This is a genomic window from Paenibacillus sp. FSL M7-0802, assembly GCF_038004945.1.
In the GTDB taxonomy this organism is placed as follows: Bacteria; Bacillota; Bacilli; order Paenibacillales; family Paenibacillaceae; genus Paenibacillus; species Paenibacillus polymyxa_B.
Genome location: NZ_JBBOSD010000001.1, coordinates 4092330 through 4106013, shown reverse-complemented (window position 1 = coordinate 4106013; position 13684 = coordinate 4092330). Strand labels below are relative to the sequence as shown.

15 protein-coding genes are annotated in these 13684 nt (G+C 46.2%); 7 read left to right on the top strand and 8 right to left on the bottom strand.

Going from position 1 to position 13684, the window contains the following annotated elements; genetic code table 11:
- Positions 1–88 precede the first annotated feature (88 nt).
- Positions 89–487 (bottom strand): Rrf2 family transcriptional regulator, encoded by a 399-nt coding sequence (locus tag MHB54_RS18920; RefSeq protein ID WP_076159720.1) that lies wholly within the window; start codon positions 485–487, stop codon positions 89–91.
- Positions 488–645: 158 nt separating this feature from the next.
- Here MHB54_RS18920 and MHB54_RS18915 point away from each other — a divergent pair, with 158 nt between their 5' ends.
- The 5 genes from MHB54_RS18915 to MHB54_RS18895 all read left to right on the top strand — a co-directional run bounded on the left by MHB54_RS18915 (position 646) and on the right by MHB54_RS18895 (position 6239).
- Complete coding sequence (locus MHB54_RS18915; RefSeq protein WP_264454613.1) at positions 646–2571, top strand: BglG family transcription antiterminator; 1926 nt, start codon at positions 646–648, stop codon at positions 2569–2571.
- Positions 2572–2693: 122 nt separating this feature from the next.
- Positions 2694–3062 carry a PTS lactose/cellobiose transporter subunit IIA gene (locus MHB54_RS18910; protein ID WP_049828407.1) on the top strand — a complete coding sequence of 123 codons (369 nt, stop codon included), beginning with the start codon at positions 2694–2696 and terminating at the stop codon, positions 3060–3062.
- 18 nt (positions 3063–3080) lie between these two features.
- On the top strand, positions 3081–4376 hold the full coding sequence (locus MHB54_RS18905) for a PTS sugar transporter subunit IIC (protein WP_160789553.1): 1296 nt from the start codon (positions 3081–3083) through the stop codon (positions 4374–4376).
- Between the two features lie 70 nt (positions 4377–4446).
- Positions 4447–5883 carry a glycoside hydrolase family 1 protein gene (locus MHB54_RS18900; RefSeq protein ID WP_076295571.1) on the top strand — a complete coding sequence of 479 codons (1437 nt, stop codon included), beginning with the start codon at positions 4447–4449 and terminating at the stop codon, positions 5881–5883.
- Positions 5884–5912: 29 nt separating this feature from the next.
- Positions 5913–6239: a PTS sugar transporter subunit IIB gene (locus MHB54_RS18895; protein ID WP_264454612.1), complete on the top strand. Its 327-nt coding sequence runs from the start codon at positions 5913–5915 to the stop codon at positions 6237–6239.
- A gap of 66 nt (positions 6240–6305) precedes the next feature.
- Here the strand turns inward: MHB54_RS18895 and MHB54_RS18890 are convergent, their stop codons facing one another.
- The 3 genes from MHB54_RS18890 to MHB54_RS18880 all read right to left on the bottom strand — a co-directional run bounded on the left by MHB54_RS18890 (position 6306) and on the right by MHB54_RS18880 (position 8636).
- Complete coding sequence (locus MHB54_RS18890) at positions 6306–7238, bottom strand: NAD-dependent epimerase/dehydratase family protein (protein WP_023990092.1); 933 nt, start codon at positions 7236–7238, stop codon at positions 6306–6308.
- Between the two features lie 131 nt (positions 7239–7369).
- Complete coding sequence (locus tag MHB54_RS18885) at positions 7370–7996, bottom strand: DUF1796 family putative cysteine peptidase (protein ID WP_023990093.1); 627 nt, start codon at positions 7994–7996, stop codon at positions 7370–7372.
- Complete coding sequence (locus MHB54_RS18880; RefSeq protein ID WP_023990094.1) at positions 7989–8636, bottom strand: DUF1796 family putative cysteine peptidase; 648 nt, start codon at positions 8634–8636, stop codon at positions 7989–7991. The genes MHB54_RS18885 and MHB54_RS18880 overlap by 8 nt, the downstream gene beginning before the upstream one ends.
- 244 nt (positions 8637–8880) lie before the next feature.
- Between MHB54_RS18880 and MHB54_RS18875 the strand changes: the two genes are divergently transcribed.
- Positions 8881–9228, top strand: a complete 348-nt coding sequence (locus tag MHB54_RS18875) for a hypothetical protein (protein ID WP_023990095.1) — start codon at positions 8881–8883, stop codon at positions 9226–9228.
- 25 nt (positions 9229–9253) lie between these two features.
- Positions 9254–9649, top strand: a complete 396-nt coding sequence (locus MHB54_RS18870; protein ID WP_053326022.1) for a hypothetical protein — start codon at positions 9254–9256, stop codon at positions 9647–9649.
- Between the two features lie 87 nt (positions 9650–9736).
- On the opposite strand, the gene MHB54_RS18865 is transcribed toward MHB54_RS18870, so the two are convergent.
- From MHB54_RS18865 to MHB54_RS18850, 4 genes are read right to left on the bottom strand one after another with little or no spacing between them, the layout of a single operon-like run.
- Positions 9737–9910 carry a hypothetical protein gene (locus MHB54_RS18865; protein ID WP_167348638.1) on the bottom strand — a complete coding sequence of 58 codons (174 nt, stop codon included), beginning with the start codon at positions 9908–9910 and terminating at the stop codon, positions 9737–9739.
- A 31-nt stretch (positions 9911–9941) separates the two neighbouring features.
- Complete coding sequence (locus tag MHB54_RS18860) at positions 9942–11162, bottom strand: glycosyltransferase family 4 protein (protein ID WP_264454611.1); 1221 nt, start codon at positions 11160–11162, stop codon at positions 9942–9944.
- Positions 11163–11195: 33 nt separating this feature from the next.
- Positions 11196–12422, bottom strand: coding sequence for a sialidase family protein (locus tag MHB54_RS18855; RefSeq protein WP_053326024.1), 1227 nt, complete (start codon positions 12420–12422; stop codon positions 11196–11198).
- Complete coding sequence (locus tag MHB54_RS18850; RefSeq protein ID WP_340857810.1) at positions 12422–13663, bottom strand: sialidase family protein; 1242 nt, start codon at positions 13661–13663, stop codon at positions 12422–12424. The genes MHB54_RS18855 and MHB54_RS18850 overlap by 1 nt, the downstream gene beginning before the upstream one ends.
- Positions 13664–13684 lie beyond the last annotated feature (21 nt).

The window sequence follows — 13684 nt, the reverse complement described above, 5'->3', positions numbered from 1 at the left end:
ATTAAAGACTCTTTATATCTGTAATAAAACCAAAAAAACGCTTTACATAACTGGCAACCACCCTCTTTCTATATAAAGTCGCTTACTTTTAAACTTGCGTTTGCTTTTGCGCCAAATCGACCAATTTCGTATTTTTAAGATGTCGTTCCATTTTCTCCTCTGCTTCCCTCATTACAGCTTGAATCAGGCACTCAGATCCGTGGACAAAATCACATTCAAACAAAGAATTCGTACCTTCAATGGCACGGATAATATCCAAAAAAGTAAGATCATCTTTATGACGGGATAGGCGATAGCCTCCATTGGCTCCAGAAACGGATTCGATCATTCCAGCCTTCACAAGCCTCGTCAAAATTTTTGAAAGATAAGTTGGTGAAACATTTTGGGATTCGGCCAATTGCTGAACACCTACCGGCTTAACCGACGAATCAGCAACGAGCATGAGCATGGTGTGCAGCGCATAATTTGTAGCTTTTGTAAATTTCATAACTACACCTCAATCAAAGACTTATTGTGTCTACTATATCTCTGAATCTGCTGGTGTGTCAAGGTCATCTAGTATTTACGCTGTTGTCAACCCTTCTTTTGGTTACGCTCTAACCGTTGTATACTGTTCATCAGAACAGCTAAGAAAGGGGGCTCGTTGTGCGTATTTTTGATATTCTTCGTATATTAGTTGCTGAACAGATGGTCAAAGGAGAACACTTGGCAAATGCATTGAAGGTATCTTCTCGAACGATACGAACGGATTTAAAGGAATTGGGTGCGCTGTTGTCAAAACATGGAGCAGCAGTTAAACCCCTTAAAGGAACGGGCTACAAGTTAGAGGTTCGGGACGAACAAGCATTTCATCATCTGCTGAAGCAATTAAAGGATTATGAAAATAATGTACCCTATCCATTAGCGAATTCTTCTGAAGCCAGAAATCGTTTTTTAATGAAAAAGCTGTTGCTTACCAATGCATATGTTAAACTTGATGATTTAGCCGAGATCCTGTATGTTAGTCGATCTACTTTACAGAATGACCTCAAAGAACTACGCAAGTTATTGGCAACTTACGGACTTTCCCTGGAGAATAGACCCTATCATGGTATTCGAGTCAAAGGTAATGAGGCCAGGCTGCGTTATTGCATTTCCGACTATATATTTAATAGGATAGATGAAATAGGCAACCAGCAGATGTCCCCCCCTCCTCTGATCTCTAACGAAGAGATGGAATTCATAAGAGAAGTGATTCTGGATCGTATTGAGATCAATGATATTCAGCTGTCGGACATTGCCCTGAACAATCTGGTCATTCATATTGCTATAGCATGTAAGCGTATTCGCGAAGAAAGGTATGTTTCGTATTATCCTCAGGAGATGAAAAAAATCGAAGCGCAAAAAGAGTTTAGGGTGGCGACTGAGATCGTATCCGCCTTGGAACAAAACATGAAGTACTCCTTTCCACTTGTTGAAGTTGCGTACATTGCTGTTCATCTGTTGGGTATAAGGACCGTCGTTAGTGCCCGTATGGATGAAGTGGAGATTAAAAAGATCATTGATAAAGATATCTACGAACTGACTATTGAAATACTGGACCAAATTGATCAGCAGTTGAAAATGAACATTCAAAACGATCAAGAATTACTGATTGCTTTTTGCCTTCACCTCAAACCGGTGATTAACCGCTATCAATACGGAATGAATTTGCGTAATCCTATGCTGGATGAAATCAAAGCCAATTACCCGCTTGCCTTTGAAGCAGGTATCATTGCTGCGGAGGTCATCAAGCAGCGGCTTCATATACACATCGAGGAAAATGAAATTGGGTATTTAGCCATTCATATCGGAGTCGCGATGGAAAGAAAGAAAATGGAGGACGCGCCCAAAAGATGTATGATCGTATGTGCTTCTGGACTCGGTAGCGCTAAGCTGCTGTATTACAAGCTTCAATCGGTCTTCGGTTCCAGGTTGGATATCGTGGGAACCACTGAATTTTATAAGCTGAAACAAATGCCGTTGGATACACTGGACTTTGTTATTAGCACGATCCCCATTTCAGAACCGCTTTCTATCCCCATGATCCATGTGAATACATTTTTAGGCGGTTCCGATATTACTAAAATTGAGCAAGCCATTTCTGAGACCAGACTTCCTGCTGTGCAGTATGTACGAAAAAAATTGGTCTTTCTTCAGCAGAAGTTTGAGAACAAACTCCAAGTGCTTGAATTTATAGCCGAAAAAATACACGAAGCAGATCTTGTAAAAGGCCCCCTGCTGCAATCTGTAATAGAACGTGAAGCCGTTTCCCCCACTTCATTTGGCAACTTTGTCGCGATCCCGCATCCGATGGAACCTTTCGCAGATTCTACGTTTTGGGTCATCTGTACATTACAAAAAGCTATCGACTGGGACGGCAAGCCGGTACAATTTATTTGTATGCTCTGCATACAGCGTACTAAATCAGAAGATTTACAGACTATGTATCATATTTTGCTTGATATTTTAAATAATGAACAGCTCGTCCAGCAGCTTATTCGCTGCAAGTCGTATACAGAATTCATAGAAGTGTTGCATAAAAATTGTTGAACATGAGGAGTATGAAGAACGATTTATTTCCGTTAAGAAGAGGAAATAATGTGCGTTATGTTGAAAGCGATTCCAAATTATAATAGCTATACGAAGGGAAGATTGAAAGGAGAGAAGATCACGTGAATAATGATGAATCTACAGAGCACGACGTGAACATGGAGGACATGGATGATACAGAGATTGTATTCCAAATTATATTATACGCAGGGAATGCACGCAGCTCGGCCATGGAAGCGATTGAGCTTGCAAAGGCGGGGAAATTCCGTGAAGCCAAAGAAGAATTAGCCTCAGCAAAAAAAGAACTGGTGTCCTCCCACAAAATTCAAACCAGAATCATCCGCAAGGAAGCAGCAGGTGAAAAAACAGAGATGTCCGTCATGATGGTACATGCTCAAGATCATTTGATGAATGCCATCACCATTCGCGATATGGCCTCAGAGTTTGTAGACCTGTATGAACGCATTGATCAATTCGTACCGAAATCGTAGAGGGAGGGGCGCTATCTTATGGCTTTCAAAGACAAACTGGTTGACGGCCTCACATCGGTAGCAAATGCAATCAACAATTTTAAATATATTATAGCGATCAAATCAGCTTTTATCACATTGATGCCCGTTATTATTGTCGGTGCCTTTGCTGTATTGATTTCTAATATGGTCATGGACCCGGTCAATGGCCTTGCGCATTTTAAGCCGTTCTCATTCCTGGCTGAGTACAAACCGATTTTCTCGGGCATTAACTATGCCAGCTTGAATATCCTTACCATTCTGGCTATTTTCATGATTGGTCTGGAGCTAGGAAAAATTAACGGTGAGAAAAATCTCTTCCCCGGTTTGCTTGCTTTAATCTGTTTTATCTCTGTGACACCAACCACGATAGAGTTGATGGTTAACGGTGACATGCAAAAGGTAACAGACGTCATAGCCCGTCAATTTACGGATACCAAGAGCTTGTTTTTAGGTATTTTCATAAGCATCCTATCCGTTGAGCTATACAGCAAACTGGGCAAGTCCGATAAACTAAAAATTAAAATGCCTGAAAGTGTTCCCAGCAATGTGGCCGTTTCTTTCTCCGCGCTCATTCCTACCATTATTACGGTGACTGTCTTCTCAATGTTTGGATTCTTTTTTCATAAGTTTACGGGACTCTATCTGTACGATGCCGTCTATAATGTGGTGCAAAAACCTCTGGAGACCGTAGTACAGGGACTACCAGGTATACTGGTGCTGATGCTGGTTGCGCAAATCTTCTGGGTGATCGGTATTCACGGGAACCAAATGGTAAAGCCCATTCGTGAACCCCTACTGCTTGGCGCGATTACTGTCAACATGACTGCTTATGAGCAAGGACTGCCCATTCCGAACATTATTACGATGCCTTTCTGGGACGTATACATGAGTATCGGTGGTTCAGGGATTACGCTGGCCCTCTTGATTTGTATTATGATCGCTTCCAAGCGTGAAGATATGAAGGAAATAACAAAGCTTTCGCTCGGCCCAGGTCTGTTTAATATTAATGAGCCTGTCATTTTTGGACTTCCGATTATGTTGAATCCATTGATGGCTATCCCTTTCATTATTACTCCGCTCATCACAGGAACGATTGGTTACTTCTCGACGTTGCTTGGATTTGCAGGTAAAGCCGTCGTCATGGTTCCATGGACTACTCCGCCTATTATTAATGCCTACCTGTCTACAGGTGGAAGCATTGGCGCCGTCGTAACTCAGATCATTTGTATTGTGGTAGCCATTATCATTTATTTCCCATTCGTCAAAATTGCCAACAAGCGAACGGCTGAATAATGCGTTACTATAGAAATACATCAATTAATTGGAAACGCATTCTTTATACAATGAAAAGGAGAAACATGTCATGGCTAAACATACGATACAAATTCCGTCGAATTTCATCATGGGTGCAGCGGCTTCCGCCTGGCAGACAGAGGGCTGGAGCGGTAAAAAAGAAGGTCAGGACTCATTCCTAGACCAATGGTACAAAAATGACCGCTATGTCTGGCACAATGGATATGGACCCGCGGTTGCAACCGACTTTTATAATCGCTATGCCGAAGATATTGCGCTGATGAAGCAGATTGGTTTAACCCATTATCGGACTTCTATTAATTGGTCCCGCTTCTTAACGGATTATGAGAATGTAGTGGTGGATGAAACATATGCGGATTATATGGGCCGGGTCATTGATGAGCTGATTGCGAGCGGAGTCGAGCCGATGATTTGTCTGGAACACTATGAGGTACCCGCCTACTTGCTGAACAAATATGAGGGCTGGTCTTCCAAGCATGTGGTGGAGCTGTTTGTAAAATATGCGGATAAAGTGTTTGAACGGTACGGCGATCGGGTCAAGCACTGGTTTACGTTTAATGAGCCCATTGTTGTACAGACTCGTGTCTATCTAGATGCCCTTCGCTATCCCTATGAACAAAATACACGGAAGTGGATGCAATGGAACTATAATAAAACGCTGGCTACCGCGAAATGCGTACAGCTTTTCAAAGCAAAAAACTATAGTCAGCACGGGGCTAAAATAGGCGTTATTCTGAATCCCGAAGTCACTTATGCCCGATCAAGCGCCCCTCATGACCAGTATGCGGCACATGTGTATGATTTATTTTACAATCGAGTATTTCTGGACCCGCTTATTAAAGGCGAATACCCGCAAGAATTGTTCGATCTCATGGGCAAGCATGATATTACATTTGAAGCTACAACGGAAGAACTGGCAGTCATTAAGGAAAATACCGTTGACTACGTCGGGATCAATCTCTATTATCCCCATCGGGTAAAAGCACAGAGTAAAGCGTGGAACGAAAACACCCCCTTTCACCCCTCTTACTACTATGAGCATTTTGATCTTCCGGGTAAAAGAATGAACAAGTCACGGGGCTGGGAGATTTATCCGAAAATCATTTACGATATGGGAATGCGTATCAAGAACGAATATCACAATATCGAGTGGTTTGTCGCGGAAAATGGTATGGGCATTGAGAATGAAGCTGCTTTCAAAAATGAGGAACACATTATTCAGGACGACTATCGTATTGACTTTATAACTGAGCATTTATACTACACATTACAAGCTGTAGAAGCGGGCTCCAACTGTACAGGTTATATGCTGTGGGCCTTTACAGACAACGTTTCTCCCATGAATGCTTTTAAAAATCGCTATGGACTGGTGGAAATTAACCTTGACAATGATCGAAGTCGGCATTTGAAGAAATCCGGCTACTGGTATCAAGCCGCGATCAAGGAACGCTCATTTATTGCTGATCTGGATGAAGAGTATAAATAGTTAAAAATGAATTCTGGAGGCGCTCAAATATGAAAAAAATTATTTTGGCATGTGCTGCGGGTATGTCCACATCCATTTTGGTTTCTAAAATGAAAAAAGAAGCAACAGCAAGATCCATAGAGCTGAACATCGAAGCCATCCCCGAAAGCACCATCAAGGAAGAGCTAGAAGCCGTTACAGATTCTGTGATTGCTATTTTGCTCGGACCTCAAGTGCGGATGCGTAAAAAGGCAGTAACCGAAATTGCAGCTCCCTATGGTATCCCTGTAGATGTCATTGACACGTTGGCTTATGGTAGAGGAAACGGTGCAGATGTCCTAGATCAAGCCTTGAAGCTGGCTGGCGAGAACATCTAATTGCTATTCAAATGAAAAAGAGGCTGAGAGTTACCTCAGTCTCTTTCTTGAGTTGCGCGCTCTTTATCAAGACATACCTTCTTTGCCTGAACCCATACTGCTCACATACGTTTCCTGTAAACCGGCAGAAATGCCGTATAGCGGTTCCCAACGAAGCCAATGTCTGGCGACTGCGTTACTAAGACAGCTATGGTGAATGTCTCCCGCTCGCGCTGGTGAATACACAGGGCGGACAGACGAACCGTGCAGCTTTAGTAAATCGTAGGCCAGTCGATTAATGGACGTCGTTCGTCCTGTACTTACATGTACTGTGCGTTGGTCTGCTGCATGGATAGCCGCCATATTCGCTCGAACTACATCCTTGACGTACACAAAGTCTCGGGTTTGTGTCCCATCGCCGTGAATGAGCAAGGGACTTCCTTTTTTCAGCCGCTCCATAAAGAGAGCGACTACACCACCCTCTCCCTTCGCGGCCTGACCGGGACCATACACATTTCCATAACGCAAAATCGTATAGTTCATACCGTACAGCCGATAAAAAAGTCGAATATACGATTCTGCGGTCAGCTTGGACAGTCCGTAGCCTGAAATGGGCTCCACGGGATCGTCTTCCTGTATACATTGCTTTTGCAACTCTCCATATACACCGGACGTGGATGCAAATATAAATTTCGACACACCCGCTTCATGACAAGCCTGCAACAAATGAATCGTCCCCAGCACATTCACATCCGCGTCCTCATCGGGTCGATGGATGGATTGCTGCACATCCGCCTGTGCCGCCAAGTGAAACACAATATCCGGGCTTTCCCGAATCAGCAGCGTCCTAGCTTCAGAGCTGCGAATATCCGCAATATGCATGACCGCGCGCGGGTCCACATTTGCCATATTCCCGGTCGTCAGATTATCCAGCACATGCACTCTGATGCCCGAATCAGCAAGCGCACGTACCAGCTGAGAACCAATAAATCCGGCTCCCCCGGTGACCAAAGCCTTCACTAGCTCACCCTCCTTTTGAACCGAAGCATATGACTTCCCTTCGCATCATGTTATGCGACTCCCTATAGCTTGGCGCAGGCACAAGCACAGTCCGAAGACAATCTATAATGTCTTTCTAGAATCTCAGCACCTCAGACATGCAGTCTCACGTTTTCCAGCATATAACGCCACATCTCATCCTGACCGTTCCATATATCCTCAGGTGGCAACTCGACTGAAACCAGCCTCTCCAACCCCCAGTCCAGCTCCGTCACACCATCAGTCCCTGTATAATCCACGTATAACAAGCGAAAATCATGTGTAATCCTCTGTAATAACACATCATGTAGTTCCACCGCTTGCTCCCGACTACCCCCGAGACGAACCAGTAGCAGACGGGACGCAAGCGCGAATTGGTCCAGTAGACGTGCAATGCGGCGATCAAGCGTCGTTTTGAATGCAGGGTAGGAAGTCAGCTGCTCCGATGTATTCTGGCTAACCGGAAAATGGTGTGCTGCTGTAATCCCATAGGATGCATCCTCAACCATGAAGTTATGCTCGCCGTAATCATGCCCCGTGACACGTAGACTATCAACATCCATAAAATCGGCAAAACGGGCGTCCAGCAAACGACTGATCTGTGACAAGTTACCGGAAATCATCCAGTCCAGCGGACCCGCATAGGGACGCAGTCCGTTTTTATCCAGCTGAATGGAAGGCAAGCAATGTCCACCCAAACTGAATACAGCATCATAATCCCCCTGCAACCGCTCAAGCACGACGCCCTCCCCTTTCCGAAGACAAGGTCATCCCTTTAAAAAGAGTACGCCAGTGCGGATCACTCTTGTAATTCCATACATCGGCAAAAGGCATTTCCACCGAGCATACATGCGGAAGCTGCCAATCCACCTCCGTCAACTCCGTTACGCCGGAACAATTCACCACCAACAAACGAAATTCATTCGCTACCATGCCCGACAAAATACGTTCCAGTTCCTCTACTTCTTCATAGGTTCCCAGCATACGGACGAACAAGCTGCGCTTCGCCATCTGTGTTTTTGCAAAAAAACGTTCGATACGACGGTCTATCTTTTCCTTGAACTCGGGATAGGTCACCAGATCTGAGGACGTATTGCGTTCCTGCGGAAAATCATGTACCGAGATCACATTATAAGCGATATCTCTGACCATATAATTCAGTTGGCTCGTACCAACGACACTTAAATTAGGCAAATCCATAAATCCGGCAAACCGATTTTCAAGCAAGCGGTTCACATCGGACAGCGTGTCAGACATCATCCAATCCAGTACCCCGGCAAACGGCCGCAAACGGTTCTTTTCCAATTGAATGGCAGGTGTACAGTTTTGTCCCAGACTGAAGACCGCTTCATATTCCCCTGCCAGCTGTGCGAGTCTCATAGCCGCGCCTCCTTTTTTAATACGACCCTTCCCTCATATCCTGCTTGGCCCTTCTTCTGTAGTCAAAAAGGGACTTCAGGCCGTAGTTTGTTCCACTCTACATTACATGCACAGCACGGCGAAAAGGGTTGGACACCGATGCGCTTTTTGTCAAAGAGGCGTACAACTATCCAGTCCAATCCCGGCTATTTTTCATATCATATTAAGGCTGGTAACCTAACGGAATTCAAGGAGGCATCATCATATGTCCGTGTTTCTTTTAACCGTCGATCACCATCTCGCTTACCACAGCGCCCACATACAAAGCTGCCATGTGACCCTTTTCAATCGTGAAAAGAGAGCCGTCGATGTGTTGCTGGAAATGGGAAATGACAGTGGCGTTTTCCGACGGCAGCTCCTTCGATTGAACCCTTCTCCCGAAGCTGGCTCCGTGCTAGAACTCAAGGATATGGAGACCGCCCAAAATCCTTTTTACCTGCGAGTGGTAACGAGTATTTACAATCCGGAAACGCTGTTTATCCTGGCTGAATTTTTGGAAAACGGGAACATTGTCGCTAAGCGTACAGCCAGTCATTTTACCGTGACACCCTAATGAACGGGCAGAGGAGGAAGAAGGTATGTTGAAATATTCAGTTCAAAACAAAGCTGAGCCAGACACATATGCACTGCCTTTTCAGGTCACCGAACAGGAGAGCGTGCTCTCTACATTAATCATTCCTGCAAGTGAATCTGAAGGACGTATTGTCATTGAAGTCTCTTTGGCATGGGAAAATCCGCTGCTCAACTGGGATATCGGGGAGTTGGACATTCGATTGCGTCGCAATGATGAGCGGGGACCTATGCTGGATTGGTTGCAGGATTCCTGTTATCAGGAGGGATTTGCAGAATTAAGCTATGAGGAAATGGGAGAACAGGCAGAGCCTTATGTATACTGCTTGACCGTACAATCAGCTGACCGCCGTGCTGTTGTTACGGGGCCGCTCATAATTCGAGGCTCAGTTTATGAAGATTGACAAAAACCTGTTGGACAATGAACTGGAATAAACTAAAGGCAGGTGGGAGTTTTAAGCCCGACCTGCCTTTTTATAGGGTCTGTGCCTTCATGGTGCGGATTGTTTCAGACGTTCCAAAATGTCAGCGTCTGGCAGCTTATAATCTTCCGGCAACGAGGTGTTAATTCGGTTCCATATTGCGTAATCGACCTTCAGATCCGGGTGCGACTGCTGGATTTCAAAAATACGGTTGTACAAGTCTCCAACGACAGGAAAAGTCATGCTCTGCCTCCTAACTGTTGAATCAACATACTCAACGTACTTGATTCAGCGCTTGCCCATAAATATTCACGAGTCGCTCAATCATAACATCCAGAGACCAATGCGCGGTCCCCCATGCTTTGGCACGTTTTCCCATAGCTATCCGCACTTCATCCTGAGCCAGCAAATGCTGCAAATGAGCTGCCAGTGCCTCCACATCGCCAACCGGGGAGACCAGTCCGGTGTGTTCATGCTTCACCATTTCCGGCAGTCCGCCCGCATCCGATACCACTGCCGGAAGCCCCATAATCTGCGCCTCCATGACCGAAAACGGCTGATTATCCTGTATGCTCGGATGGACAAAAAGGTCCGCCAATTGTAAAAGAGCAGGTACATCTTCACGATGCCCCAAAAAAAACACGTCTTCCTCCAACCCTAGCTCCTTCGCCTGTGTTTGAAGCTCTTCCCTTTTATCTCCCTCCCCGACAATCCAGCAAACCCAATCCGTACGACTTGCTTTCAGCAGGCCAAGAGCGCTCATTAAATAATGCAGCCCTTTGATATAGACCAGCCGTGAAGGACAAATCATAACTTTTTTCCCCTCAGGTCGTACTATGTCCGTTCCCCGGGCGTGGACTTCCCAGAAGTGCTCGGTATCCAATCCGTATTGGAAAGTAGCAATCTGCTGCTCAGGCACTTCGAACTCACGCACAAGCGTCTGTTTCATCCATTCTGTAGACGTAATGGTAATATCCGCGGATAGAGCGCCATAGTGCTCCAGCGCCCAATAATATTTCCACATCAACGTCTCACGGTAACCCTCCTCATGATCCCTCTCCAGAGCCATCATGACTTCACGAGCCAGCGAGCCATGAATATTCGCTACCAACGCACTGTCCTTACGTTTGACCCGACTTAGAGCACGCGTCGCAATGACATCTTGCGTGTGAATAACATCATACTGCTCAACCCCGAAATACGCCGCTGCCAGCTCCATACAGTATCGATCCTTTTCCACCGTCTGCACCCATGAATCCAAATGTAATACAGGGACAGCCGATTCATTCAGCTTCGTATGCAACAGGGGCAGCAGTTGATCCTTCAGCAGCTCCCTATCTTCAAAAACAATATGGTATTTAGGTGTATCCGGTCCGTTCCCCATCAAGTCTACTGTGTGACCCAGTAGCTCCAGCCTCCGTTTAATTTGCAGCATAAAGGGCCATACGCCACCCAAATGAGGAATCGGCCAGTACGTAGCCAACAAAATTTTCAAAACAGCCTCACCTCCTCTGTCTCGTACGCTGAGCTACATTCCGTTGCTTCCGTAAATTTGCTGGAAACCCGATAACGCATCTGTCCAGACCGCAAAAAATCCATTATTCGGCACGATCGTTACATCAATAAAATTACCGATCGTAACGACTGGAACGGGACTAATCCCGTTAGGATTAAAGGAGCTGTCTGTTATTCTGAGGTTCGTAAATGTATTTCCTCCGTTCGTTGATTCGGCCACAAATACGTCTAATAAAGAGGTCGTTATTTGATTGGTATAATATACGATCTTAATCACACCGGTCACAGGCGAAACATCAATAGCCGGGAAAAAATGCTGTGCCCCTGCACTAGCCCCTGTCACAGATTGCGGCGCAGTCCAGCTTAATCCGCCATCCACCGAACGGGCGAGCAGCACATCCGCATACCCTGCCCGATTATCCTGCCAGACCGCATAAAGTGTTCCCTGATTCGGGCTAGTAGAGCGATCCACCGCAATGTTGGCCATCGGCAGCACATTGAAGCCAAACCCGGCCACGGGCAACGGACTCGGAACCGGGACAACAGAAGATACAGGCAGCGAAGAACTGAATGCTGTCCCCCCATTGAAGGACACAATGACCTGATATTGGTTAACCGGATTAGTTACAATGTACCCGACATAAATCACCCCAGTAATGCTCACGGTGATTTCCCCCCGCGTGATCTGATTAGAGCCAGCGGTGAGCACCACGGGTGTATCCCACGTGATCCCTCCATCCTGCGAACGCTGGAAAAACATGACTGATCCGCCAAAAAAGTCTGGATTGTACTGATGCGTATAACATAAATAGATGTTTCCGGTATAGGAGCTGACCTGAGAAGTATCAAATTTCACGCCGACCTCAACATTATTGACAAATGTCCCATACCCCCGCTGGGCAATCACGGGCGGATCAAATGTATTACCGTTGTCTCTGGATACATAGGTAGCGATAGTACCGCTCAAGCCGTCTGCGGTAAATACGTGACAGGCTATGACAAACAAGTTGGGAAAACCGTAGCTGACGCTATGGGATTCCGCCCCTACATAGCCGGCTGGCAGCGGTAAAATCTGCTGTGTGAAGGAGACACCGCCGTTACCTGAACGGTATACTGCTGTCAACGGCGGCCCTGTCGTAAAATCGATAGCCGCAGACACAATGGTACCGTCAAGCAGGTTGAAAGCTACACTCGGCTCCTGCGCCAGCCTTCCATTAGGCGTGAGCTGTACGTTCGGCATCAGGCTTCACCTCCCGGTACACCAGCAAAAATCGTCAGGCTGCCTGTACGCGTATCCGTCCAGACGGAAATGTAACTATTCGGCGGTACGATGGCGACATCAATATAGTCGCCGATCAGCTCTGATTCGCCTCCACCGACATTCGGATTAAAGGAGGTCGTTGTGAGACGACTGTTCGTAAAGGTGTTGCCTCCATCTGACGATTGGGCGGTGAACACATCCAGATTAAAGCCGTCCAGGCGATTGGTATAGTACACGACAACGACCAATCCCGTCTTAGGCGACACCGAAATCGCAGGAAAGAAATTTTGCGAGCCGGGCGGGCTGTCCGTCACGATGATCGGAGCACTCCAGGTACCGCCAAAATCGCTTGATTTGGACAATAAAATATTGCTGTATCCCTGACCAAAATCCTGCCAAACGGCATATAGCGTATTTGTTGTGGAAGGCACACCCGAGCAGTCCGCGGCCAAGCTAGGGAAATTCAATATCCGAAAGTCATAACCAGGAACGGGCAAAGGATTGGGCACCAGCGTTATATTGGACACAAGAATATCCCCGCTGAAAGTTGCCCCTCCATCAAAGGAGCGCCGGATAAAGAAAGCCGGTGTCTGCGGCCCTGTACGAATCCAACTGACATATACACTGCCATATTTGTCGACCGCAGGCTCAGGCCGCTCCGTGGAGGATTGGATATTGGAAAGCAATAACGGTCGATCCCAGGTCAATCCTCCATCCGTAGAACGCTGGTAAAAGGCCGCAGACCGGGCATTAAACTCTACGTTGTATTGGCGGTTATACGTAACGTAGACGTGCCCTAAATAGGGACTTGCTCCTGCATTATCCGTCGTAATATTGGTCCAGTCATTATTAATGTAATCTCCATAGCCCGGGTTAATGACCACTGGAGGATCAAAGGTGGCACCATCGTCCGTAGAGCGATAGACCACAACAGCCCCGTTCTCATTTCCTGGAAACACATGTGCGGATATGATGAAAATATTCGGGAACAGATAGGCTACCATTCCTGCCTCGGCTCCTGTATATCCCGGTGGAATTGGCAGTAAAGTATCAGTCCAGTTCGCCCCGGCGTCCAAGGAACGATACAGTCCAATGAGTGGGGGCCCACTACTAAAGTCAACAGCGACAGCTACAACGATATTCGGATTCAACAAATTAACGGCGACACTGGGCTCAAATTTGGGCAAACCGCTGGGTGTTACCTGAAAATTAAAGGGCATCGTGAGCATTCCCTTCATTAT